Genomic DNA, 23,317 nt, shown 5'->3' on the forward strand with positions numbered 1-23,317 from the left:
TTAATACGATGCATATTCACCATTTTTAGCACAAAATCACTTAAGTGATTTTTCATTTCATGAATCAACCTCATTCTTGTGAGAATCTCTGAGCCTATTGGTAGGGAGCACTGGAAAAACCTGGGCATCAATCGGGAGCATCCCATTTACGCCAATGGATCGACTACCGTAGCGCGCAAGCAGCGTTTTGACTGAGCACTCAAGCCGAAGTCTTGTCTGCCAGTGAATCATGCGAATGCAAAACTGGGAGCCCCCCTTGACCAAGCAAATGAGCCGCAGAAAGTGAGATTCCAACTAAATAATTGTGAGAAATTTAGATTTTTTCCAGCCAAGCTCTTGATTTACTCACAAAAGTGAGATAACTTGGGCATATTGAACGACTGAACTCAATTAAACTCAATGCTAAACCTGGGAACGCTCTTCCCCTAGTGGGTTGTGAACGGACGCTATAGATGTGGAGTCTGGGATTTCTCTGGAACGTCGGTCTGATTGAAGCCGGATCAAACGCTGTAGGGCAATGCTGTATGAAAGCGATCGTGGTGTGATGACAATTCAAATCTCACTCAAGTGAGGCGTTCTTTTACAGTAGCTCACAATCCCGGCACGGCGGTAGCAGAGGCTATAAATCCTAATCTCTGAACCCTAACATCAATGGGAACCTCAACAAGCTAGATCATTCAGGTCGAGGTGAAATCTTGAGACACTTTTTCTTGCCCCCCCATCCCAGTATGTTTTCAGAACCAATACAAGGTGTGGTCGATAGTGCCGTAAAACAGGGTCAACTTTGGAGAGTCAAATTTCAGGGCAGCTATTGGTTCGCCAGGCTCTATCAAGCTAACCCGTCGGTGACGATGGAACCCGGTCAGTCTGTCAAGGTGATTGCGATCGAAGGGATTACACTGCTGGTTACACCTGCCTCCTTTAGCTAACCCCAGGAAGGCATTACCCAATCAATTACTAAATATTTTCCGATCGGCCGTACGGATTCAACTGAGAAAAATAGTCCGGGCAATTGATTGCCTCTTCAGTTAAAGCTCTACTCGGATGTACAGGACATTTGAGATAGTGACTGTTTGTGAAAAACTGACACTTAGAGCAGGGAATTTGGTGCAGTTTCTGCGTAGATTTGACTGCTTCTCGAACGGCTGCGCCAATGCTCCACACCGTCGCTACGATAAATGTCCATGCCACCACTAAACAAATTAAATTCATTCTCACGCTCCCGCTTCTTGTGATTATTGCTTCCTGTGATTGCTGCTTCTTGTAACTGAGATACAGTTGTAAGAAATACCTAAAAAATCAATAGTGATGAAGCAATATATCTAAACAAATATGAACAAATAAATATGAACGACCTGGGGAAAACATAGATTGGTGCGAATTTGACCTTTACGGATTAATGAGTCCGTAATAAATTGCTGCAACAACAGTGAAGGATAGTAGTACGGTAACCAATAAAGCTTTGAAGCGCATCTTCCCCGACACTCCAACTCATTATTTTGATCAACCCGCTCCTCTTTTGATCATGTCGTAAACATCAGATAACGGCATCTAACCTGAGGGCAAAATCAGATCATGCCTCTTCGTAATTTGCAATACAAGAATTTCCAAATTTCCGAAATTTAGTCAGGATACAGCCCAGGATCCGACCACGCGCCGGATCTGGTACGGAATTGCCACCGCCCACGACTTCGGGGATTTACCATTGGTGGTACACGATTGGGATGCGAAGCAACCAGGATTTATGAACGGGTTCGATCTTCCTTTTGCTCCTGGCAGCGGTTTTTCTGTTTGCAGGTTGGTTACATCTGCAACCTAAATTCCGTCCGTCCCTATCCTGGTTCAAAAACGCTGAATTTCGCTGTTAATCAACGGATACAACCCTTACGGCATGAACAATCTGGCCGTCTGGGCGTGGATGTTCCTCTTCGGACACCTGGTCTGGGCCAACGGATTCATGTTCCTGATTGCCTGGAGAGGTTATTGGCAAGAGCTAATTGAAACGCTGGTGTGGTCCCATGAACGGACTCCCCTGGCAAACCTGGTTCGCTGGAAAGAAAAATCTGTGGCATTGTCGATCGTCCAGGGTTGGTTAGTTGGACTGTCGCACTTCACGGTTGGGTACATCCTCACCTATGCCGCTTTCCTGATTGCCTCAACGGCTAGTCGATACGGTTAACGCCGATTGTCCTGTTTAGCGATCGAAGGTAAAGCATTAGCATGCAACGTGGGATTGACTCGTTCAAACTGAGGGGTTAGTAACCTGTCAGTACGGGTCATTCCCGTTCCTTTATTAAAAGTTTCGGCAACGGTATTGATTCAACCTGCCTTAAAAAGGGGTAGGTACATTCCTGTGCTACCCCTGATCGGACGATGATTTAGAGAGTTAGGACGTAGGACATTAGGAGTGGGTGCAATCCAGAACGGATGGATTTAAGACCACGAAACTTGTCCTAACGATTTCCTCAATTGCTATAGGTAAACTGAAACTTTAGCTGGGGTAGAATTTTCCCCTCAATTCGCTGCGGATTGTGAATTAAATAACCTGTCAATCATTCTGCTTTGTTGACTGGGCGGGCAAGACTTCGGCTTGAGCCCTTCGGCTTGAGCTCAGGAGTTCGGCAAGGCTCACTCGAGCCGTCGAAAGCTCAGTCGAAACGCTGCCCAACCCACAAGAATTTCAGGTTATTCAATTTGCTTGCCTGAGTATCTTTATGGTTTAAATCCTCTAATCCATAATCCATAACCATAGAGTAGTTTTCATAGAGTAGATTCCATTCCCCTAGTAGACGCTGGCGTAAGTTCGACAACCCTTCAAAGGGAGTCAGAAGCCAGGAATCGGGAGTCAGGAGCCGGGAGCCAAGCAGCCAATAGGGTAGGCAAATTTTTGTCGCCAAGTACTAGTAGATTGTCAGCCTTGATTTGAAGGGTAAATGGATTGATAATTTGAGCTATCTCCAATCAGTCAAACCATTATGGCGCGAAAAAAATACATCGTTTCTCTAACTGCTGAAGAACGAAAAGAGTTGGAGCAACTCACTACAACTGGCAAAGTTGCTGCTTACAAAATGAACCATGCACGGATTTTGCTCAAAGCCGACACCAACCAAGAAGATGGAGGATGGACGGATCAAGCAATTAGCCAAGCACTCGACATCAGTGTAGCGACGATTGAACGGGTGCGGCAACGCTTTGTTGAAACAGGTCTAGAGAGTGCCTTGAGTCGGCAAGTGCAGCAACAACGCAAACCGCGCCGCCTCGATGGATCCCAAGAAGCACATCTGATTGCGATGACCTGTAGTGAGCCTCCCGAAGGACAAGCCCGTTGGAGTCTGCGCTTGTTAGCTGAGCGAATGGTGGAATTAGAGGTGGTCGAAAGCATCTGCCATGAAACCGTTCGACAAACGCTGAAAAAAACGACCTCAAGCCCTGGTTGAAAGAATGCTGGGTGATTCCTCCCGAGTCCAATGCGACGTTTGTCTACTACATGGAAGATATCTTAAGTGTCTACACCCGCTCTTACGACTCACGCTATCCCGTAGTTTGTTTTGACGAAACCAGCAAACAGTTAGTCAAGGAAACCCAAGTCCCTTTACCGATTGAACCGGGTCAACCGCCGCGCTATGACTACGAGTATGAACGAAACGGGGTCAACAATCTGTTCATGTTCGTTGAGCCCTTAGCGGGTTGGAGACATGTCCAAGTCACAGACCGGCGCACCAAGCACGATTATGCCCAGCAAATGAAATACTTGGTCGACGAGCGTTATCCGGATGCGGAGTGGGTCACGGTTGTCCAAGACCAACTCAACACTCATGACCCTTCGGCATTGTATGCCACCTTTGAACCCCAAGAAGCCAAGCGGATCCTCGATAAGTTGGAATTTCATTACACCCCGGTTCACGGCAGTTGGCTCAATATGGCTGAAACTGAACTCAGTGTTTTAGCCCGCCAATGTCTAGATCGCCGCATTCCAGATCAACCGTCATTGCAACAAGAAACACTAGCGTGGGAGCAGCGCAGGAATGCTCAACTGCGAACCATCGATTGGCAATTTACCACGGAAGATGCACGGGTTAAACTCAAACGACTTTACCCTTCATTTCAACCTTGACAGACCACTAGGGATCGGTTTGCAGCGTTTGAGGTTGCAGCACAGATACCATCTGCTCCAAACCGCGCTGAATCCGGCGAGTCACTGTCATCGGGCTGACTCCAATCCGCTCTGCGACTTCTTTGCGCGATAGATCATTGAAGAAAACAAACTCGATCGCTGCTCTGGTTTTAGCTTCCAGTTGATTCAGGGCGTGCTGTAGCTGTTGGCGATCTTCTTCCAGGCGTTGCAGTTGTTGGTAGTGGGCATCGGGCAGGGTTTCACCCAGGGTAATGCTGGAATCGACCTGGTGAGATACGGTGGCATCCAGGCTGAGGGGAAGGCGGTTCTTGGTCGCCATTTTGATTTCACGCCACTCGTTAACTGAAACCCCCAATTCTGCCGCCACTTCTGTATCGTAGGGTTGCCGACCCAGGGTTTTGGTCAGTTCTGTCCGAACTTTTTGGCCCTCTTTTTGCATATCCTGCCAACGGCGAGGGACTTTAATGGAACTGCCGCGATCGCGCAGGAAGTGGAGCATTTCACCCCGGATATAAGGTACTGCAAAGGAGCTAAAGGCGCAACCCTGGCTGGGGTCAAACCGCTCGATCGCCCGAATCAGCCCCAGGTAGCCAATTTGTTCCAGATCTTCGTAGGGTTCAGCACATTGATGGCTGATCCGATGAGCAATTTTACGGACTAATCCAGCATTCAACCGTACCAATTTGTTGCGAAGGGCCACGGAAGGATTTTGCTGATAAGCCATCAGTAATTCCATGCTGTGAGACCGAAGAGAAGATTGATTTGCCGTCATCTGAAGTGTCACCTTGCGTCCGATTTAGGCTCATTGTCATCGGAGGAAAGCTAGCAAACCATCGTTATTTTACGGGAATGAAAAAAGGGGGGCGAATCAGTATCAGCAGAAACACTGACCTCGCTGGAAGGAGCAATTCCAGACGGCTGAATTTGCAGGGTTTTCTGTCTGCACCAATGCCAGTTGCACTAGGGTCGATTGGCTCTGAAGGAGAGATTAAGATGAGTAGTTTCTTTGTAGCAATCGCCTGAAATGCGACCTAAGCTAGACTTGAGACATTGAAATTCAACTGTCTTAGCCGTTTGTTAAGCAAGATTAACAAAGAGAATCTCTATGAGCAATACCAGTAATTTTCGAGAAGCGATGCGTCAGGCCCAGGGGCAGGCCCTGATTGGCCCCAATGTGGTTGCCAATGCCCTTCCCTTTTTAGGGGGTGGACTTGCCCTGACTGCGCTAGGAACCTACGGTGGTGTGCGAGTCCTTGACTCCAATCCGTCCCTCTTCATGCCCACCTTCATTGGGGCACTGGTTCTGCAACTGATCCTGTTTTTCGTCGCCCGTGGGGTAGCAGAGCAAGGCAAAAATGCAGTTGCCCTTCCCCTGCTAGCCACCTATGGTTTGCTATCGGGATATACCCTTAGTGGAATTGTTTATGTGGCTCTGGGCACCGCAGGTGTGGGGATGCAGGGAATCGGCATTGCCGCTCTGGGGTGTGGGGCAACCTTCGTGGCAGCCCGGCAAATTGGCTCGAATCTATCTGACAAAGATGGCATTGCCCTGGCGCAGACCGTTCGCCTTGGCATTATTGCTTTGTTTGTCGTGCTGATCGGTCAGTTAATTTTTGCGCTGTTCGGTGTTTTTACGCCACAGCCGATCGAGATTGCCATTTCCGGTATTGGTGTGCTGCTGTTTGTGGGCGCTGCTGTAGTTGACTTCTATGTACTGCCCCGTACGTACCGGGATGATCAGTATCTTCCGGCAGCACTATCCATGTACTTGACCTACATCAACCTCTTCATTTTCATCCTGCGATTGCTGATTGCAATTAACCGCGACTAGAGCAAAGTTAACGAAAGTTAACTGAATATCGGCTCATTTTTGAAGTATTAATTACGGCTTCATCCGTCGATTCTAATCAGGTTTACTCTTGATACAGGTGCGATATCCGTGCCTGTATTTTTTATTGATATCCTCAGGAGTACGGAATGCCGCATTGAGGGCTGTAGTAATCACTAGGGACATTTACATTGTCAATCGCTGAATAAAATGTTATGCATCAGCTAACTCTTGAATGGGCATCGGCTAATCAGAATCTCTCACAAACCATCTCCTTGCAACAGTCTACGCGAGTACCGGGTTCAATCCGGATCGGGCGAGATGCAACGCTGTGTGACGTTGTCTTAAACCATCCTGATCCCAATATAGAAAAAACCGTTTCTGGCTTACATATTGAAATTTTCTTCAATCCGGATGCTCAAAGCTTTTATTTGCGCAATCTCACCCGCGATCGCCAGCCCCCCAAGCAGCCGAATCCGGCAGTTGTAGACGGGAAAAAAATTGTCACTGAGGAAGTGCCCCTGCACATTGGCAGCCAGATTCAACTGGGACGAATGGCGTTAACCGTCAAGGCGATCGATGCTAAAACAGATACTTCTAAAGAGCCGCAGTATATGCGAGTTTGCGCCAACCCTCGATCGCCCCACTACCACCCATTGGAGTACAACAAATTCAACTGCGAAGTGTGCGGCTACGTCATGCTGGGCGCGACGTTGATCTATCCATCTTGATGGTTCGTCCGGCGATCGAACGGTTCCAGGGCGGTGATTTGGGGCTGAATCTGAACCTGAATTGAGGCTTGCCAGTCCATTGAAAATATCAAGTTCAGCCACTTTACCCGCTGAGAAATTGTTCTAGTTAGGGGTTTCGGTATAAGCTCGATCGTTCTCAGGGAAAGACGGTTGTAACTGAAAGCAAGCACTGAAATTTGTTGATCGATCAATCCTGACGGGTTGTTCCTTTAAGTTCATATTATTGTTCCAAATCTGCTTCAATTACCGATCGCGCTAACTGCTCTGTTTATATTCAAAAGCTCATACTCACAAGCTCCCACTCACAAAATAGACTGCCCAAGATTTAACTGTGTTGCAGTTCGTGGCAGTTTCTTCTTCCACCATAACGTCCTTATCAGCCGTACAAGAGGTTTCTGTTTATGCAACTTCAACTCACATGGGATAATCCTGTTACTGAAGAACCTCAGGAGAAAGTGTCTCCGTTGCCGATCGCCTTTGGGCGAGAATTGGCTCAACTCCCAACCGAACTGGATGGACAAACGGTGTATCAGCTCGTGCTGCTGGACACCAACCATGAAATTTCCCGTTACCATGCCCTGATTTTTGAGGTGGCGGGTGAAGTCATTTTTGAGGATCGCAGTACCAACGGTACCTTGATTAACGAGGAACGGGTTGTGGGTTCCCGTCGGCCGTTAACCACGGGGGATACGATCCGGATTGGCACCTACACCATTACAGTCACCGTTCAACAAGAAGATCCCAATGCCACACGGCTCAGTCGTGGGGGGTCTACGGTTATCTCCAGTCCCCAAACTGCAATTTTGCCTGCGGATGAAGTTGAGGCGGAACCTCCAACACCAGAACGCCAACGGGACTCTACAATCATTTTTGACGAAGAAACCGATAGTCTTCAATCTAATCCATTTACTCCGGCTCCCGCTCCATCCCCAACCCGCAGAGCCTTTCCGCCCGCCGATGTTTTCTCCGCTCAGCACGTTTCTATCAATGCCCTCCACGCCACGGGCTATCCAGTTGAAGAAATTGACTATGCGGCGATCGGCGGTGGGATGGGTTCGTTTGCCTGGGTCGATATGATTCGGGTTTGTGGGCCAAGCCCCATCAGATTCGGGTATTAACCTTGCGACCGGGGAAGCCCTACGAGCGGTATGAAGCCCTGCTACGCAACTGTCAGATTCCTCGCTACAAACGGATTCGATCGGGTTCTGATTCTTGTCCCGATAATGTCTGGGGTTGGCCGGGGTATGCCCTGCGGGAGTCTTGGCGGGAAACTTTCTCTGGACGAATTCCTTCTGCCCTGCAAAACCTCTGGCAGGTCTTTTCTGAACCCGTTTGGGCTGATACCTACACGCCGATCGCCGATAATGTGTTCAACTCAATGGATCGGGAAGCCGCTCGGATTGGCTGGCATCAAATGGTGCAGTACGGCAGCGTTCGTAGCATTCGTAAAACTGAAGATGGTCGCTATGTGATCGCCTACTCGGCCACCAAGCCGCCTACCGCTGGAAGCGCAACTCAACCGATCGTGGCTTCAGACTATCGCTTTCTTGTAGCCAAATACATTCACCTCTGCACAGGCTATCCTGCCATCAAGCTGTTGAGCGATCTGCAAGATTACCGTCAGCGCACGGGAGACACCAAGCGGGTCGTTCACGGTTACGAACCCCATGATCACGTCTATGAGCACCTGGAGAAATTTGGCGGCACGATCGTCGTGCGCGGCTTCGGGATTGTCGGCTCGCAAATCATGGATCGGATCTACAAAGCCCGTCAAGCCAATCCCAATATCCATGTGATTCACCTGAGCCGATCGCCCAAGTTCGGAAATAAGTTCGGCAATGCTAAACGTTACGTTGAGAACCACTGGGAATTTCAGCCCTACAACTGGCCCAAAGGCACCTGGGGCGGCGATATGCGATCGATGCTGGAATCGGCTGACCCCCTGCGGAGACGGGAATTGCTGGATGCCTGGGGGGAACTACGACTGCTAGCCGGGGTTCCTGGCGCGATACGGTCAATCAAGGGCTGAAGCAGGGCTGGTACACAATTAAATTTGGGCAGGTGGATAAGGTAGAACCCAACGAGCAGGGGAAACCTGTCACCTACGTCAAGAGCCGCAACTATGCAGGGGTAGAGGCGATCGAAGCTGACTTCGTAGTGGATTGTACGGGATTGATCTCGGATCCGCGTGAAAACCCCTTACTGCGTGACCTGATCGAGCATCACAATCTCGATCTCAATCCCCAAATGCGGTTCCACGTAGAAAATGATTTTGAAATCAAGAAAATGCGGAACGGCAAAGGCCGGATGTATGCGGCTGGCGTAATTACCCTGGGTGGCCCCTACGCGCCGGTGGATACGTTCCTGGGACTGCAATATGCCGCGCACCGTTCTGCTGAAGCCTTAGCTGGAGCCAGGGCACCCAAGATCAAGTACCTGGAAGGGATCGGTTCCCTCTGGCAATGGTTCAAGTGGGCGTTTAACACAGCTCCCTGAGGATTGCAGATGCAGTGAAGGTTAAGAATTAAGTCAGGTAATCCGTAGCGCAAACCTCTTGCCTGTCAGGAAAACGATCGCCGATGGCAATAAATCCATTTAGTTTTTAACCTCTTCTCACTCCCTACTCCCTACTCCCTACTCCCTACTCCCTACTCCCTCTACTTCTTCCCACTATGACTCCCACTCTTTTTGGACGTTGGCAAACGCGAATCTTTCTTTTGGCTACAGTTGGATTACTGGTGACCTGGGGCTTCGCCTCTGGATTGTTTGGGACAGAACCCGGTTTGTCCTACTACTGGGTTTTGCTCTATGTTGCTCTGTTCGGGTTGGTCTGGGATGTCCTGTATAACTACTTACAAAAGTTTTTATGGGATCACGACTGGCCAGGCTCCTTTCAACTAATTTCAGGCATTGCGGAAGGGGCACTGCTGGCGGCTCTGGCGATTCTGGGTGTATTGCCCCACATTGACGGAGATCATTTTAATGTCGGCACCTTTATCCTGCACTACGGTTCTGTGTGGGTAGCAACTTATTTGATGGCCTGGGTGATCATGCGTCTGCTGTTTCCGCGCTGGCGGTTTCGGGGCGGCGAATGGATTGGTAAGTGGCGTAGAACTAGCTGATCTCAATCATTTGTTGATTTTCCGAAATTCCCAGAGCTCGGACTGTAGGGACTAACAACCTGTTTACTCCCCATCAAACCGATCATCAGTGCCAATCAGGGAGCATCCCATTGATGCAAATTGATCAACTTCCGTAGCGCAGGCATCTTGCCTGCCAGTCAGATGTTTGTCATGCAAATGCAAAATTGAGATACACCCTGCCCATCACCGCAGCCGATCGCAGATAGTCTCAGATTTTCAGACAAAACCTTTACGTTAATTAAGGGCTGATTGCCATGAAAACTAAACATCTTGCTACCTTTGCTATTGCTTCGATCCTAGGATTCGGTCTGGTTGCATGTACGGCTCCCCGCTACGGCGATACATCTGGAACCACTACTGAATCAGAGATCGAAACTTACCCAGAAGCACCAGCGGAGACGAATCCAGCGGCAGTCAATCCAACGGAGGCGAATTCAACGGAAGATGGGGCTGAACCTGAAGCAGCTGCCCCCCAGGCGACAGAGGATTCAAATCTCGTTTTCTTTAGTAGTGACGGTGTGGCGATTCGAGGGACTGATCCGGTGGCGTACTTCCGCGAAGGTCGGCCCGTTGCAGGCAGCGAATCCTTTAGCTATGAATGGGGCAATGCCACCTGGTGGTTTTCCAGTGCTGAAAATCGAGATTTGTTTGCCAGCGATCCAGAACGGTACGCACCTGAGTATGGCGGGTTTTGCGCCTGGGCCGTGAGTCAGGGTTACACCGCTCCGATCGATCCCAATGCCTGGAAAATTGTAGACGATCGACTTTATCTCAATGCCAATACCGGTATTCAACGGCGATGGGAGCGGGATATTCCTGGCAATATTGACAAAGCTGATCAAAACTGGCCGGGCATTCAGGCGGGTTTATAATCCTGTGGGGGAAATGGTCGCCTCAGAGCAGGAATTCAATCAGCGGTCATTCGAGTGGAGTTTAAAGTCCCCCTTTTCAGGGCTACCGTGTATGTAGATCCTGGCTGATTCCACAAATCTTCAGATCCCCCTAAATCCCCCTTCAAAAGGGGGACTTTTGATCTTCCCCAGTAGCACCCCTAATTTCATCCCCGTTTAGCGCAAACTCGCCAAGTCTCAACAGCATTTTTCCGGATACAGCCCCGATCGTTTGAAAATCTGGATCAGGATTCAATGGGTTGAGTACGGATGTTCCAGGCGAAAACGCCCCACTCGGTTGCTTGTTCTACTGGAAGCTGTTCTACGGGAGGATGTTAATAGATGGTCGCTACCCCACCAAAATCAGCGAATGCGATGGTGTCTGTTCAGGCGAAGTTGGCATCTGCTGCAACCCATACATCGAAAGGACAATCATTAGAGTTTTTCTATAGAGATCATTTTTCGGAAACTGTTCAACTGGATGTGCGAATCCATGATCCATTAAAGTTCCGCGTCTCTGAGCGTCGAAATGTGGTAGACAATCAGCCTCAAGCTGATCACTGTCTATTGGGTGGACGATTTGAGTCTGGTTCAGGATCAGAGCATCCTGTGTATTTGCATGAGTATTCAAATGATCATGGAGATAATCATTTGGATGCGCAGGGGGATGAGTTTGAGTCTCTCAAAGAGCCAGAAGACTGCTCAATCCACCGTTCCACTGGAATTCCTCGTCAGGCAGGGATTGCGGCTGGTGTGGTGGTCGCTGTCACTGCAGGTACGATCGGCCAGGTGGTCAATCAGGCTCCTCAGTACGAAGGATCGTTTCAGTTAGGGGTTCAGGCTGAAGCGGATACAGAGGGCACAGAACCGATTCCCACACCCCAAATTGAGGACACCAATCAACGCATTACTGATACGCACGTACGGATTTTGCAAAGTCACAAACTGATTGAGCCGATCGTGGAACAACTGCGATCGGAGAATCCGCAGCTAAACTATCGTGACTTTACACGCAATCTGAATATTACGCGAACCTCTGAACAGACCTTAGAGATTACTTACCGCGATACTGATCCAGAACGACTTAAACAGGTTCTCGCACAGCTGGCGCATACCTATGTCGATTATGGGCAGGAGTGCCGGAGTGAATCCTGTAAGGGATTACAATTTATCGAAACGCAGATTCCCCAGATTCAGCAAAAAATCGCTGCGTTGCGAGATGAAATTCAGGACTTTCATCAGCAGTATGGATTAAAAAATTTAGAGGCTCAGGTACGGATATTTTCCACCCGTGCCGCTGAAGTGGCTCAACAGCAGGCAGAAATTACCGGGAAACAGGCTGAGGCTCGTCAAAAGCTCAATGAGCTACAGGCTCGGATGGCCCTGTCTCCAGAGGAATCGATCGCCCAGACGTTGCTGGAACAAGATAGCCGCTATCAGTCCCAATTGCAGCAATTTCGGCAACTCGATCGCCAGATTGCGATGGGCCTCAGTACCTACCGGGCAGCAGGGACGGATCTCGCAGCCCTGGAGGAACAGCATCGGGGGCTGGTGGAAAAGCTCCATGAGGAAGCGGGCCAGGTGTTAGCGCGACATATTAATCATCCTGAAGCAAATTTACAAGATCCCGTTTTTCAGGATCCTGCCCTCCTGGAACTACTCCAGCAAGCGATCGGCACAATCCACTATCTGAACATTCTAGAAATTCGTCAGCAGACGATTCAGCAGGCTGAAACCGAAATTACAGAACGCAAACAGGAACTCGCTGTGATTCTACGACACTATGCTGATCTGCGTCAGAAATTACAGGCTAAAACCCAAATTTTGCAACAGTATTTCGATCGCCAGAATCTTCTGGAAGCTCAAACCATGCAACAGGATGCGGTATGGCAAGTGGTCGCAGAACCAGAGCTAGCCACGAATGCGGAAGGTCAACCCAAAGCCGACTATTTACACAATCTCAGGAATGATTTTGCTTCAGCCGCGATCCTGGGTGTGATGATGGGGGTTGCAGTGGGAGTAGTGGCAGAGGAGAAGCGCCGTCCTGGTTCTGCCTCAAGACTCATGCAGACGAATCAATCCCACCCAGGAGATCCAGCCCAGACGCAGCTCGTTCATCCTAGCTGAATGGCGGCTCCTGGCCCCAGGGGTAATCCCAGGACAAACCAGATGGCAAAGAAGATTGACCAACTGATTAAAAAGGCGATCGAGTAGGGCAACATCGTGGCAATCAGGGTGCCAATCTTCAAGTCCTGATCAAACTTTTGCCCAAAGGCGACGATCAGCGGAAAGTAGACCATCAGCGGTGTGATGATGTTGGTGGTGGAATCCCCGATGCGATAAATCAGTTGGGTCAGTTCGGGAGTGTAACCAACCAGCATCAGCATCGGTACGAAGATGGGAGCCATGATCGCCCACTTGGCAGAAGCCGATCCGACGAACAGATTAATCACAGCACTCAGCAGGACAAAGCTGAGGAGAAGGGGAATGCCAGTAAACCCGCTGGCTTCCAGTAGATTTGCCCCATTGACGGCCAAAATAATGCCCAGGTTGCTCCAGTTAAAGTAGGCAATAAACTGAGCTGCAATAAAGGCCAGAACAATGTAGTAACCCATGGAACTCATGGCGTTCGACATTCCCTTGACCACATCTTTGTCGTTTCGCACGGTGCCCACGGGAATGCCATAGACAATGCCCGGAATCAAGAAGCCCAGAGCGATCAAAATGACGATGCCGTTGAGGAAAGGGGACGGGACGATCGACAACGTTTCTGGATCACGCAGAATGCCATTGGAGGGCAGGGTGAGAATGGCGATTAGCGCGGAAAAAGCGAGCAGGGAATAGAGGGCCCATCGGAGTCCTTTGCGCTCGCGGGCGGTTAAGGCGTGTTCTTCTTCGGTGGGTTGCTCTCCGGTATAGGTTCCCAGGCGCGGCTCGACAATTTTCTCGGTGATGAACCAGCCCACCAGGGTAATCATGAAGGTGGAAGCGGCCATGAAGTAGTAGTTGGCCGTGGGGTTCACAACATAGTTGGGATCAACTAAACCAGCGGCATCCTGACTAATTCCTGCCAGGAGAGGATCGAGGGTGCCAATGAGCAGGTTGGCACTGAATCCACCCGATACGCCAGCAAAGGCTGCGGCCAGTCCAGCGATCGGATGACGACCGAGGGCAGCAAACAGCATGGCCGCCAGAGGAGTCAGGACGACGTAACCTGCATCGGAAGCCAGATTGGACATGACTCCCAGAAACACCATCGCGGGACAAACCAGAGCGGATGGAGAGACAGATACGCCCCACCGCAGGGCCGCTGAAAGCAGTCCGGTATACTCCGATAATCCAACTCCCAGCATGGCCACCAGCACCATTCCCAAAGGAGGAAATTCAACAAAGTTCGTGACGGCATCGGTAATGATGCGCCGGAGTCCATCGGCGGACAGCAGGGAAACAGCGGCGATCGTTTCTTCGGTGGCGGGATGCACCACAGAAAGATTGGCAGCGGCAGCAATAGCACTGATCAGAATCACCAGGGCTGCCAGCAGTAAAAATAAGGTGACGGGATCGGGAAGGGCGTTACCCACCCGTTCGATGCCACCCAGAATGGAGTCTAGAAATCGATTGGTTTTGACTGAGTCAGATTGGGGTGGGGTTGATTGTTCCACGAATCTTCATCCTTCAACGCATCAGCCTAATTTTTGAATGACACAGGTTCTAACCGAGAGCTTTGCAACTATTCTTAAGGGATTGTTAAAGAATGCCTGTATCAGCCATTACTTCTGGGTAGATGATCATCCGATCGGTAGACCAGTTAAAGCCCTCTGATGCAATTCATAGCTTGCAGGATCGATATCTTGCCCATCCTCATCCTGGATCGCCAGGATACCCACCCCACAAGCACCGAACCAGCTGGCTCAAATACTGGCTCAAACTACCGATCGCCAATTAATTCAACCCGTTCGATCGCCCTTAACGCACCAGCACTGTCATATATTTTCCATTGGCAAAGGGGGCAGGAATGATTGGCGTGAACTGAACCCGGTCAGTGGCAATCCGACGCACATAGAACTCATTCATTGTAAACACCACCTGATCCCGCGTACCGATAATCCAAACCTGTACCCGTTCATCCTGAGCGACGGGCAGCAGTTCGTTGAACTCTGAAGACATATTTGATTTCCTCGCTGATGTTTTTTGGGAAGAAAAGCTTAAGGTGTGGGAAGCAGCTTTCTAGAAACAACTCCCCAAGCTCCGTCATGCATCAGCGAGGCTGTCGATCGCAGATTTGATCTACAATCAGACAGCCTTGCCCTCTGTGATAGGCAGAGCGCCAGGTTAGCTGGTTAGGGTTGTTGGACGCTTCCCTAATCAGCGTTACACCTCACCTTAAGCGGGTTTGAGTGGACTGGCTCCTTTGGGTGAAAAACCAGTATCGCAACAGCATAAAGGATACGCGCCCACAACACAAGCGTATCCAGATACTTTTTTGATGAGTTGATGGAAAAAGTTAAAGCTTAAATTGGCTCATTGCGATCGGGTGCTGGTTCCTTTGCAGGTAAGATGTGCGATCGGATGCTGGTTCCCTGGCAGGCAAGATGTGCGATCGGATGTTGGTTCCCTGGCAGGCAAGATACCTGCGCTACGAGCGATCGGGTGCTGGTTCCTTTGCAGGCAAGATGCCTGCGCTACAGATGGCTCCCAGTCTGATTGATCAGACTTATCCAATAGCCCGCAATTCATTTGCGGGTGGTGTAGCGGATTAACCGACACAGTAGAATTTACAGATTTAATTCGATGTAAAGGCACACAGCAGTTTGCCCCTACCGGGATTTGCAATTTCTGCCAATTAAATCAATGGTGGGCACTCCCTACTCCCCCACCCCTTCCCGCCACGATCGCCGCGCCAGCTTCGCATAGGTTTTCACCGTTTCATAGGGCATCCCCAGATCGATCGCAATTTCCTGTAAAGATTCGCCCAGTTCTCGCCTGGTCAGAATCGTCGCCCAGGTTTCCGCAATCTCCATCGCCCGATCGCCCCCTGTTCGTTTTCGCTGCATCACAAACAGTTCCGTCAATTCCTCCACCCGTTCCGCCAGCAAATCCTCGATCGTCGTTTGTCCCGTCTCTTCCCGTTCCGATGACCATCCCAACCGCGTCTGCCCCAGCCCAAACGTCGTCTTGTGCCCCGTTCCGCAATAGGGAGCCAACTGACCCAACGCTAAAAACAGTTGAACAAAATCCGCATCCGCCTGCACCTTCGGCGACAACCCAAACTCCACCGCCCCCACAAATCCTGTCACCATGCCCCGCTTTCCCGCCACCGTTTTGACCGACTCCAGCCGATGCCGCAGCACGACGATCGACTGATCCACCCACTCCAAAAAGGCTTCCTGGTCGATCGGCTGTTCTGAAAAATTATTCCAGCGACGCAAATAGCTATGGAACACATTCGTCGGCACCGGCAACGGAAAATGACTGAGCCTTCCGCCGGAAGCTCGTAGGGGATAGAAACCGTAACGCCACCGTTGACCCATCCGGATCTACCTTCGCCCACAGGTCACGATATGTCGTTGCAGGATGAGCCACCCGCCATTCCGCGATCGACAGCGGCGCATTACGTAACCCCACTTCCGACGGTAAATGCATCACCCATTCCGCCATCCACTGCGCCACTGGCCTCGACAGGGCAGAAATCGTCCACTCATACCCCTCCCCTCCCCGCACCTTCGGCGATCGCCCCGAACTCACTAGGTTTCCCACCAAGCCTGACAGGGCAAACGGTTTTTCCGACTCCCCATCATGCAAATCGGCCGACAGTTTTGGATCAGCCCGCCGCACCTGATCCAAAAACCAGGCGTGCAGACCGATCGTATATTGCGGATACAGGACACTATCCTGCGGCGGCACCAGCTTCAGCACAATGCTCACCAGTTCCGTTTGCTTCGACCAGGGAGCAGGACGACGGGAAGTACCAGATTGGCGACGGGGTTTGCTCACCATAGAGATCAAGCCCTAACGACGGAAGCAACTTCTCAAATCTTATCGGGCTTTGTCCGACTCTATTCTCTGCGCTAGCAAGCTTTACATTTCCACCTTTGCCCGACGGCTGACTGGCACACACATCGGCGTTGCAGTCACCGGATCTTTTAGAATGTGACTTTCAATGCCAAACACCGATCGCACCATATCCACCGTCATCACCTCCGAGGGCAGCCCTTGAGCCTCAATCTTGCCCGCTCGCATCGCTATCAGATAATCGGCATAGCGACAGGCTTGATTTAAGTCGTGCAATACCATCACGATCGTCCGTCCCTGATTCCGGTTCAGGTCATACAACAAATCCAGCACCTCAATTTGATGGGCCAGATCTAAAAACGTTGTGGGTTCATCCAGTAAAAGAATTTCTGTATTCTGGGCCAAAGCCATCGCAATCCAGGCTCGCTGCCGCTGCCCCCCCGACAGACTATCCAACGGTCGATCGCCCAACTCCATCATTCCTGTAATCTCTAGAGCCTGTTCCGTAAAAACTTCATCCTGCTCAGACCATTGCTGAAACCAACTTTGATGGGGATAGCGTCCCTGTGCCACTAACTCTCGCACCGTCAATCCTTCAGGAGCAACGGGACTTTGGGGCAACATTCCCAACCGCCTGGCTACTTCCTTCGTCGAAAGCTTAAAGATAGACTCACTCTCCAGATAAACCACCCCACTCTGCGGCTTCAGGAGCCGAGCCAATCCTTTCAGCAGGGTTGATTTACCACAGCCATTGGGCCCAACCAGAGCCGTGATCTGATGCGCCGGAATCACCCCATTCAAATCCTGAATAATCGTGGCGCGATCGTATGCCAGCGTCAGATTACGGGTGGTGAGGGCGGGTTCCATTGCAGTTGTTGTATTCATGCGTTGGGACAGAAGTGATGATGGAAGACAATTGAAAACTCAGGCTGAGGGGATGATTTCCGTAGCGCAGGCATCTTGCCTGCCAGCGAGAGATTCGTCATGCAAATGCAAAAGTGGGATACACCCGTACGATCGAGGTTCATAATCTCGTTTATCTTACACCATTAATGAGATTGAATTTCATTTGTTAGCTCCTCAGGATGCATTATGATTCAATGAAAGAGGGTATTCATGGCAGACCAACGGCTTCATGCGACGCGATTCCATCTTTTACAAACTATTCCAACAAGCACCTACCCTGTTGTTCGAGCTGTTGTCTGAACCACCTGAAAATGCCGCAGCCTATCGGTTTGACTCAGTCGCCGTCAAGGAACCCCGATTTGAAATCGATGGCGTGTTTCTACCGCCCGAAGAGGCGACAGGAACTGTTTATTTCTGCGAGGTGCAGTTCCAAAAAGACGGTCGCCTATATGAACGTATCTTTGCCGAGTCCGCGCTCTATTTTTACCGCAATCGCAACCGCTTTAACGATTGGCAAGTCGTCGTGATTTATCCATCCCGCAACATTGAGCAAAGTGAGCTGTATCCCCATCGATCGTTGCTCAACGGAAACCAAGTTCATCGAGTGTATCTGGATGAGTTGGGAGAAATTCGTCAGTTGCCGCCGTGGATCGCCGTAATGGTATTGACGACTGTAGAAGAAACGCAAGCACTAGAGGAAGCTCGGCAGCTGCTAGCCCGCACCCGAACTAACCCAGCACAACCAGAGAGCCGTGCGATAATTGAAATGCTGACCACCATCATGGCGTATCGGTTCGAGAACCTGAGTCGAGCGGAGATAGAAGCAATGCTAGATATTACATTAAAGGAAACGAGAGTCTATCGAGAAATCAAAGAAGAAGGTCGCCAAGAAGGTCGCCAAGAAGGTCGCCAAGAAGGTCGCCAAGAAGGTCGCCAAGAAGGTCGCCAAGAAGGTCGCCAAGAGGGACGACGGGAAGAGGCAATTTCCTTTGTGATTCGGCTGCTCACCAAGCGATTCGGCGAGCTTCCCCAGGAGGTGACTCCAGTGATTCGAGATTTGCCCCTGCCTCTTCTGGAAGAACTGGGTGAGGTTTTGTTAGATTTTACAAATTTGAGCGACTTGCAAACCTGGCTCATGGAGCATCAGGATAACCAATAAAGCAGCGTTGCCAGCGGGTCAAAACGGACGGCAGTTAACTTTTAACGATTGCGGTTGCGATAGAGCAAATAGAGAAAATAGGGCGCACCCACCGCAGCCGTCACTACGCCGCAGGGCAGTTCGATCGGTGCAAACAGCGATCGCCCCAACAAATCAGCCAGAGCGACAATCAGCCCACCCACTAAAGCCGATGTTGGCATCAGTCCTTCGTGGGAGGTTCCGACCAACTGCCGCGATAAGTGGGGAGCCATCAATCCCACAAAGCCGATCGTGCCAGCCGTTGCCACACTGGCCCCAGACAACGCCACACTGGTTAGTAATAACAACCCCCGTTGCCATTCCACCGCACTACCCAATCCCCGGGCCACATCATCACCTAAATTCAGCGTATTTAACTCACGCGCACAGAAAAAAGATGCTGGAACGAATACGAACAACCAGGGAAGCAACGCCCAAATGTGTTCCCAGGTGCGACCGTACACACTGCCTGCCAACCACACTAATGCTTGACTCACGTCATAAATATTACCAAAGGTAATCATCAAGCTGGTGAACGCAGAAGCGATCGCTCCCACACCAACACCGACCAAAATCAGCCGAATCGGTGAGCTACCATTTTCCCAAGCCAGCGAATAGACCAACAGCGCAGCTATGAATGCACCTACAAATGCGGCAAGCGGCAAGAAGAAAATGGGTATGGCTGGAAGGAGCACAATCAGAGCAACGGCTGCTAACCCTGCACCGGCTTCAACGCCCACAATCTCAGGAGCCGCCAGGGGATTGCGCGTTAATCCCTGCATAATCGTTCCAGCGATCGCTAACCCCATTCCCACTAGCACAGCTACAATGACGCGAGGCAAACGCAAGGTATAAATGACAAAATTATAGTCAGAATTACCAGTTTGAAATCCCAAAAGAGTGTTGACTACGTTGATGGGCGAAATCGGGTATTCTCCATAACCCACACTCAAAATCATGACGATCAGAGTGGCGATCGCTAGAAACAGCAAGATGAACGGCACTCTCCGATCGATGCGAAAGGAAAAAGATGGACGAGGACGGACAATCAACCAAGGTTTGCTCACAGCCGATGTAACCCTAGACAAGGCTTTTATCAGAGTACTATTCTGCTGATTTTATTGCAAACTATTCTCATAAATTTCAGGGAGGATAGGCTTCACTTTTTATGCGTGGGATGAGTGGTTACGCGATTAGTTAAAACAACTGAGTGAGCGATCGCTCCTCCCCTTCTCTCTACTTCACTCTTGCGATCGCCCAAGCCTCCGTAGCCGTTTGGTCAAACATCATCTGGATTGATTCCCATTGCCCGTAATCGTTCAGCCAGTCTGTCTGCCCGCTGCCGCTCCGTTTCTGCCCGCTGCCGCTCGATATCTTGTCCCTCCGCTCCGGTTGAAATTACCTGCCCTTGAGCATCACACCAGCGTAGCCATTGCCCATTCACCCCTTCAAATACGCCCTCCCACAGGGTTAACCCCAACCCTACGGCTTCTAGCTAAACGGGCGGCTGTAAGACATGATATCGTCCCTCCCTCAAAGCCCAGGTTCGCAGCAGTGAGCCATCCATCGCTTCTGGATTCTGAAGTTACGCCTAATGTGAATTAGACAGAGCAGTTTAAGACTGTTGGAAGGTTAACACATGGATGCCAAACTGCTGTTTGAGCAATAACCGCAGGGTATGGCTTGCCAGTTTAGCTGCAATGTGGACACAAAAGCCCTCTACGGTCTTGTTGAGCAAGCGTTCGGGGTTACGTCCAGTGTTTTGAATTTCATGAAACACCCCTTCAATGCGCTGACGCACTTTGGAGATGAAGCGATTGAGGGATGGGGGATGCTGCTGTTTCTGATTTTTGCGCAAGACAGTCCAAATCTGATTGCCGGTGCGCTGCTGCACTTGGAGTTGCCAGTCCTGGTCGATAAACCCCTTGTCACCGTAGATGGTGCACCCTCGGGCGACCGCTAAGAGCGACTCAATGGCAACCCGCTCATCGGTGTTGGCTGGGACTAAATCATAGGCAATCGGAATCCCGTTCCAGGTACTGAGTAAGGCGAGTTTGTAGCCGAAGTAATACATCTGGCGCGACGCACAATAGCCAGGGGTTGCATTGCCAGAAAAATCACTGCGTGTCTTGTCCCGCTTGAGTCCCAGTACGGGAATCGGTTTGGTGTCCACCAGCAGATGCGTTTGCTGGGTCGCTCCTAATGCCACGACCCAACTGCGTCGCAGTGATTCCAGCATCCCATCTAATTGGCGTAAGCGCCGATTGAATTGACTCTGATCCAACAACTGTGGAAACCAGCAGAGATAGTTGGCACGCATAAAGCCGAGAAACTGGGTTTCACCCGGAAAGGGCAGATAGTCCATCAGCAGTGCTAAGGTCAGCATTTCGCTATCACTCAATTGCGCTTGTACTCCTGGTCGGGGGCAGTCTAACGGTGCAATCTGCTGGCGATACCAATCGTCTACCAGAACAAAAATGGTGGTCATCAGGCTGGGAAAGTCTATGCTAGTCATGGGAGAGGTGAGCTTCAAAGGTGGTACTTCGATTCTCAACCTCTCCCATGACTAGGACGTGTTTTAAAACTTTTTGGCATACTGGAGTGGTACGAGTGTATTAAGAGTCAACAATGGTTCTTCCTCCTAAAACTGCCACCACTCGGCGTGGTGAGCTAACGGAACGCCAGTGGAATCAATTGAAGCCCCTGCTGCCTTTCCAAAAGCCCCATACAGGTTCTCCCAGTAAAGACCATCGCACGGTCATCAATGGTATCCTGTGGGTGCTACGAACAGGGGCACCGTGGCGAGACCTGCCGGAGCGCTATGGTTGCTGGTCAACCGTTTCAGGACGGTTTTACCACTGGCGTAAAATCGGCTTGTGGCAACAGATTTTAGAATTGCTCCAGCAACAAGCGGATGAACAAGGCAAGCTGAATTGGCAGATCCATTTTGTGGATGGCAGTGTCATCCGTGCCCACCAACACGCGGCAGGGGCAAAAAGGGGGAACTAAATGCCTCCGATGCTGCTACTGCCATTGCACAGGTGCAAGAACGCGAAGCGTTGGGATATAGCAAAGGTGGCTTTAGTACCAAGATTCACCTGCGCTGTGATGGCAATGGCTTACCCGTCACGTTTTTGTTAACGGTGGGAGAACGTCACGAAGCGGTTGTTTTTGAGCAGTTGATGGAACAAGGAACCGTCAAGCGTTCCAGTAGTGGACGACCCCGCCTACGTCCTGAACGTGTCTGTGGTGACAAAGCGTATGGCAGTGGCAGTAACCGTCGGTACTTGCGACGACGTGGCATTGATCATACCCTGCCGCGAAAGTCCAACGAGCGACGACGAGGAAAGTTTGACAAATCGCTCTACCGCCAGCGCAATCAGGTTGAGCGTTGTTTTAACCGCCCCAAGCAGTATCGTCGCATTGCGACACGTTATGAGAAAAAGGCGGAAAACTACCTGACCATGCTGACTCTAGCGTCTATCATGATGTGGCTACAGTTTTAAAACACACCCTAGAACAATCGGTTGTAACGGTGGCAAATCTACGATCTGACACCGTTGCGGATTGGCATCTTTCCCCCTCAACTGATGTCCACATTCGCAACACACCTCAGGGTAGTGGTCCTCGATGCGCTTACATTGTTTCGGCGGGTAAAGTTCCTGCCAATGTCCTTGATGTCCCGGTTGTCCACCTCGCGCTTTCCCACTTTTCTTTTCGGGGTAGCCTTGAATCCCTTCGGAGGGTCTTGCGAAGGCGGTTGCGAGGAATTTTTGGAATTGCGCTGAATTTGCTCTTGTAACGCTTGCTGTCCTGCCTCTAATGCCTCAATGCGCTCCAATAGACGCTGCACCAACTGCTTGACACTCTCCGGTGTGTTGGCCCAGTTCTCTGCTGAAATTTCGCTTAAAAAGGCATTCGGGGATTCCATGCGTTTTAGCCTAGCAGACTTACCCTCACATCGCTCACTCTTTCTGCTTTACCCTGTGTACGGATACAATTTATTTTATTGAAGAACGGAAAGGATCTAACTCCAGAAGAAACGAAAAGGTTAGCATCGTTGTTGAAAAGGTCAAAGCGATTAGCAAAAGCCTATCAATGGAAGGAAGAGTTTCGTGCTATTTATGAGCAGTCATTAACTGTTGAGGAAGGGAAACGTCAGATCCAGGAGTGGTTGAATAAAGCCCGAGCCGTTTATAGTGAAGCAATTAAAACGATCCGTAATCACTTGGATGGAATTAGTAATTATTTTCGGAATCGGACGACTAGCGGTGCAATGGAGGGAATCAATAATCGAAGGCTCTATAGCTGTTTCGGGGAGATAGGCAGCAGGATTTCCAGGAGAGTGGAAATTAAAGCTCTGCCTCTTTTACGTGCATTGTGAACCACTTCAAAAAAGCCCAGGTACACCGGCAACTTCTCTTGAGAAATCCCTCGATGAGGTCGTAACCATGAACGCAGCAACGGGATATGT

The 23,317-nt window shown here is 50.3% G+C and carries 25 protein-coding genes and 3 pseudogenes; 17 read left to right on the forward strand and 11 right to left on the reverse strand.

Annotation, left to right across the window (positions count from 1 at the left end):
- The first annotated feature begins 695 nt into the window (after nt 1–695).
- The gene (locus ACM1PF_RS30950) at nt 696–929 is read left to right on the forward strand and encodes an NfeD family protein (RefSeq protein WP_416670306.1); all 234 of its coding nucleotides are present in this window, start codon (nt 696–698) and stop codon (nt 927–929) included.
- Between the two features lie 28 nt (nt 930–957).
- Here the strand turns inward: ACM1PF_RS30950 and ACM1PF_RS30955 are convergent, their stop codons facing one another.
- On the reverse strand, nt 958–1,212 hold the full coding sequence (locus tag ACM1PF_RS30955) for a hypothetical protein (RefSeq protein ID WP_416670307.1): 255 nt from the start codon (nt 1,210–1,212) through the stop codon (nt 958–960).
- 391 nt (nt 1,213–1,603) lie between these two features.
- Between ACM1PF_RS30955 and ACM1PF_RS30960 the strand changes: the two genes are divergently transcribed.
- From ACM1PF_RS30960 to ACM1PF_RS30975, 4 genes and pseudogenes are all read left to right on the forward strand, one after another.
- Nucleotides 1,604–1,819, forward strand: a complete 216-nt coding sequence (locus ACM1PF_RS30960; RefSeq protein WP_416676876.1) for a hypothetical protein — start codon at nt 1,604–1,606, stop codon at nt 1,817–1,819.
- Nucleotides 1,788–1,868 carry a hypothetical protein gene (locus ACM1PF_RS30965; protein ID WP_416676878.1) on the forward strand — a complete coding sequence of 27 codons (81 nt, stop codon included), beginning with the start codon at nt 1,788–1,790 and terminating at the stop codon, nt 1,866–1,868. Before ACM1PF_RS30960 ends, ACM1PF_RS30965 begins: the two co-directional genes overlap by 32 nt.
- A pseudogene (gene psaB, locus ACM1PF_RS30970) lies at nt 1,859–2,179 on the forward strand (photosystem I chlorophyll a apoprotein A2); the annotation flags it as partial. The gene ACM1PF_RS30965 and the pseudogene psaB, both read left to right, overlap by 10 nt.
- A 796-nt stretch (nt 2,180–2,975) precedes the next feature.
- Nucleotides 2,976–4,114, forward strand: a protein-coding gene (locus tag ACM1PF_RS30975) for an IS630 family transposase (RefSeq protein ID WP_416668472.1) whose coding sequence is annotated in 2 segments (ribosomal slippage) — nt 2,976–3,411 and nt 3,411–4,114 — 1,140 coding nt in all. Because the reading frame shifts where the segments join, the coding sequence is not laid out codon by codon here.
- A 7-nt stretch (nt 4,115–4,121) separates the two neighbouring features.
- On the opposite strand, the gene ACM1PF_RS30980 is transcribed toward ACM1PF_RS30975, so the two are convergent.
- Nucleotides 4,122–4,907, reverse strand: a complete 786-nt coding sequence (locus ACM1PF_RS30980; RefSeq protein ID WP_416670308.1) for an RNA polymerase sigma factor SigF — start codon at nt 4,905–4,907, stop codon at nt 4,122–4,124.
- A 333-nt stretch (nt 4,908–5,240) separates the two neighbouring features.
- Here ACM1PF_RS30980 and ACM1PF_RS30985 point away from each other — a divergent pair, with 333 nt between their 5' ends.
- The 8 genes from ACM1PF_RS30985 to ACM1PF_RS31020 all read left to right on the forward strand — a co-directional run bounded on the left by ACM1PF_RS30985 (nt 5,241) and on the right by ACM1PF_RS31020 (nt 12,875).
- Nucleotides 5,241–5,966: a Bax inhibitor-1/YccA family protein gene (locus tag ACM1PF_RS30985; RefSeq protein WP_416670309.1), complete on the forward strand. Its 726-nt coding sequence runs from the start codon at nt 5,241–5,243 to the stop codon at nt 5,964–5,966.
- Between the two features lie 212 nt (nt 5,967–6,178).
- Nucleotides 6,179–6,694, forward strand: a complete 516-nt coding sequence (locus ACM1PF_RS30990) for an FHA domain-containing protein (protein ID WP_416670310.1) — start codon at nt 6,179–6,181, stop codon at nt 6,692–6,694.
- Between the two features lie 422 nt (nt 6,695–7,116).
- Nucleotides 7,117–7,833, forward strand: a complete 717-nt coding sequence (locus tag ACM1PF_RS30995; protein ID WP_416670311.1) for an FHA domain-containing protein — start codon at nt 7,117–7,119, stop codon at nt 7,831–7,833.
- A 2-nt stretch (nt 7,834–7,835) separates the two neighbouring features.
- On the forward strand, nt 7,836–8,744 hold the full coding sequence (locus ACM1PF_RS31000; RefSeq protein ID WP_416670312.1) for a hypothetical protein: 909 nt from the start codon (nt 7,836–7,838) through the stop codon (nt 8,742–8,744).
- 32 nt (nt 8,745–8,776) lie between these two features.
- Complete coding sequence (locus ACM1PF_RS31005; protein WP_416670313.1) at nt 8,777–9,211, forward strand: hypothetical protein; 435 nt, start codon at nt 8,777–8,779, stop codon at nt 9,209–9,211.
- 176 nt (nt 9,212–9,387) lie between these two features.
- Entirely contained in the window at nt 9,388–9,837 is a 450-nt protein-coding gene (locus tag ACM1PF_RS31010; protein WP_416670314.1) for a hypothetical protein, read from the forward strand.
- Between the two features lie 275 nt (nt 9,838–10,112).
- Nucleotides 10,113–10,730, forward strand: a complete 618-nt coding sequence (locus tag ACM1PF_RS31015; RefSeq protein WP_416670315.1) for a YHS domain-containing (seleno)protein — start codon at nt 10,113–10,115, stop codon at nt 10,728–10,730.
- 360 nt (nt 10,731–11,090) lie between these two features.
- Nucleotides 11,091–12,875: a GumC family protein gene (locus ACM1PF_RS31020; protein ID WP_416670316.1), complete on the forward strand. Its 1,785-nt coding sequence runs from the start codon at nt 11,091–11,093 to the stop codon at nt 12,873–12,875.
- Here the strand turns inward: ACM1PF_RS31020 and ACM1PF_RS31025 are convergent.
- Both ACM1PF_RS31025 and ACM1PF_RS31030 read right to left on the reverse strand, forming a co-directional pair.
- The gene (locus ACM1PF_RS31025) at nt 12,863–14,410 is read right to left on the reverse strand and encodes an AbgT family transporter (RefSeq protein WP_416670317.1); all 1,548 of its coding nucleotides are present in this window, start codon (nt 14,408–14,410) and stop codon (nt 12,863–12,865) included. The two genes, ACM1PF_RS31020 and ACM1PF_RS31025, sit on opposite strands and share 13 nt — an antisense overlap.
- A gap of 304 nt (nt 14,411–14,714) precedes the next feature.
- Nucleotides 14,715–14,915 carry a hypothetical protein gene (locus ACM1PF_RS31030; RefSeq protein ID WP_416670318.1) on the reverse strand — a complete coding sequence of 67 codons (201 nt, stop codon included), beginning with the start codon at nt 14,913–14,915 and terminating at the stop codon, nt 14,715–14,717.
- Between the two features lie 392 nt (nt 14,916–15,307).
- Here ACM1PF_RS31030 and ACM1PF_RS31035 point away from each other — a divergent pair, with 392 nt between their 5' ends.
- Nucleotides 15,308–15,508 (forward strand): hypothetical protein, encoded by a 201-nt coding sequence (locus tag ACM1PF_RS31035; protein WP_416670319.1) that lies wholly within the window; start codon nt 15,308–15,310, stop codon nt 15,506–15,508.
- A gap of 105 nt (nt 15,509–15,613) precedes the next feature.
- On the opposite strand, the pseudogene cas6 reads toward ACM1PF_RS31035, so the two are convergent.
- Nucleotides 15,614–16,745 (reverse strand): annotated as a pseudogene (gene cas6 / locus ACM1PF_RS31040) (CRISPR-associated endoribonuclease Cas6).
- Between the two features lie 81 nt (nt 16,746–16,826).
- Nucleotides 16,827–17,645 (reverse strand): ABC transporter ATP-binding protein, encoded by an 819-nt coding sequence (locus ACM1PF_RS31045; RefSeq protein WP_416670320.1) that lies wholly within the window; start codon nt 17,643–17,645, stop codon nt 16,827–16,829.
- Between the two features lie 250 nt (nt 17,646–17,895).
- Here ACM1PF_RS31045 and ACM1PF_RS31050 point away from each other — a divergent pair, with 250 nt between their 5' ends.
- Entirely contained in the window at nt 17,896–18,825 is a 930-nt protein-coding gene (locus ACM1PF_RS31050; protein WP_416670321.1) for an Rpn family recombination-promoting nuclease/putative transposase, read from the forward strand.
- Between the two features lie 41 nt (nt 18,826–18,866).
- Here the strand turns inward: ACM1PF_RS31050 and ACM1PF_RS31055 are convergent, their stop codons facing one another.
- The 3 genes from ACM1PF_RS31055 to ACM1PF_RS31065 form a co-directional block, all read right to left on the reverse strand.
- Nucleotides 18,867–19,910: a FecCD family ABC transporter permease gene (locus ACM1PF_RS31055; RefSeq protein WP_416670322.1), complete on the reverse strand. Its 1,044-nt coding sequence runs from the start codon at nt 19,908–19,910 to the stop codon at nt 18,867–18,869.
- Between the two features lie 212 nt (nt 19,911–20,122).
- The gene (locus ACM1PF_RS31060) at nt 20,123–20,323 is read right to left on the reverse strand and encodes a hypothetical protein (protein ID WP_416670323.1); all 201 of its coding nucleotides are present in this window, start codon (nt 20,321–20,323) and stop codon (nt 20,123–20,125) included.
- Nucleotides 20,324–20,458: 135 nt separating this feature from the next.
- The gene (locus ACM1PF_RS31065) at nt 20,459–21,358 is read right to left on the reverse strand and encodes an IS982 family transposase (protein WP_416670324.1); all 900 of its coding nucleotides are present in this window, start codon (nt 21,356–21,358) and stop codon (nt 20,459–20,461) included.
- Between the two features lie 113 nt (nt 21,359–21,471).
- On the opposite strand from ACM1PF_RS31065, the gene ACM1PF_RS31070 reads away from it, so the two are divergent.
- Nucleotides 21,472–22,349 (forward strand): IS5 family transposase gene (locus tag ACM1PF_RS31070; protein WP_416670325.1). Its coding sequence is split into 2 segments (ribosomal slippage): nt 21,472–21,849 and nt 21,852–22,349, totalling 876 coding nucleotides; the frame shifts between segments, so codons are not numbered across the junction.
- A 77-nt stretch (nt 22,350–22,426) separates the two neighbouring features.
- Here the strand turns inward: ACM1PF_RS31070 and ACM1PF_RS31075 are convergent.
- Entirely contained in the window at nt 22,427–22,774 is a 348-nt protein-coding gene (locus ACM1PF_RS31075; RefSeq protein WP_416670326.1) for a DUF6444 domain-containing protein, read from the reverse strand.
- 63 nt (nt 22,775–22,837) lie between these two features.
- On the opposite strand from ACM1PF_RS31075, the gene ACM1PF_RS31080 reads away from it, so the two are divergent.
- Nucleotides 22,838–23,227: an ISL3 family transposase gene (locus tag ACM1PF_RS31080; protein ID WP_416676879.1), complete on the forward strand. Its 390-nt coding sequence runs from the start codon at nt 22,838–22,840 to the stop codon at nt 23,225–23,227.
- Here the strand turns inward: ACM1PF_RS31080 and ACM1PF_RS31085 are convergent.
- Nucleotides 23,170–23,307, reverse strand: a pseudogene (locus ACM1PF_RS31085) (DDE transposase); the annotation flags it as partial. The gene ACM1PF_RS31080 and the pseudogene ACM1PF_RS31085 overlap by 58 nt on opposite strands.
- Nucleotides 23,308–23,317 lie beyond the last annotated feature (10 nt).

The organism is Egbenema bharatensis FJBBOT/2019, from assembly GCF_048077055.1.
In the GTDB taxonomy this organism is placed as follows: Bacteria; Cyanobacteriota; Cyanobacteriia; order Elainellales; family Elainellaceae; genus Egbenema; species Egbenema bharatensis.

Coding starts and splice junctions, on each gene's coding strand:
- ACM1PF_RS30955 (WP_416670307.1), bottom strand. CDS start 1,212: ATGAATTTAATTTGTTTAGTGGTGGCATGGACATTTATCGTAGCGACG.
- ACM1PF_RS30980 (WP_416670308.1), bottom strand. CDS start 4,907: ATGACGGCAAATCAATCTTCTCTTCGGTCTCACAGCATGGAATTACTG.
- ACM1PF_RS30985 (WP_416670309.1), top strand. CDS start 5,241: ATGAGCAATACCAGTAATTTTCGAGAAGCGATGCGTCAGGCCCAGGGG.
- ACM1PF_RS30990 (WP_416670310.1), top strand. CDS start 6,179: ATGCATCAGCTAACTCTTGAATGGGCATCGGCTAATCAGAATCTCTCA.
- ACM1PF_RS30995 (WP_416670311.1), top strand. CDS start 7,117: ATGCAACTTCAACTCACATGGGATAATCCTGTTACTGAAGAACCTCAG.
- ACM1PF_RS31010 (WP_416670314.1), top strand. CDS start 9,388: ATGACTCCCACTCTTTTTGGACGTTGGCAAACGCGAATCTTTCTTTTG.
- ACM1PF_RS31015 (WP_416670315.1), top strand. CDS start 10,113: ATGAAAACTAAACATCTTGCTACCTTTGCTATTGCTTCGATCCTAGGA.
- ACM1PF_RS31020 (WP_416670316.1), top strand. CDS start 11,091: ATGGTCGCTACCCCACCAAAATCAGCGAATGCGATGGTGTCTGTTCAG.
- ACM1PF_RS31030 (WP_416670318.1), bottom strand. CDS start 14,915: ATGTCTTCAGAGTTCAACGAACTGCTGCCCGTCGCTCAGGATGAACGG.
- ACM1PF_RS31045 (WP_416670320.1), bottom strand. CDS start 17,645: ATGAATACAACAACTGCAATGGAACCCGCCCTCACCACCCGTAATCTG.
- ACM1PF_RS31050 (WP_416670321.1), top strand. CDS start 17,896: ATGCGACGCGATTCCATCTTTTACAAACTATTCCAACAAGCACCTACC.
- ACM1PF_RS31065 (WP_416670324.1), bottom strand. CDS start 21,358: ATGACTAGCATAGACTTTCCCAGCCTGATGACCACCATTTTTGTTCTG.
- ACM1PF_RS31075 (WP_416670326.1), bottom strand. CDS start 22,774: ATGGAATCCCCGAATGCCTTTTTAAGCGAAATTTCAGCAGAGAACTGG.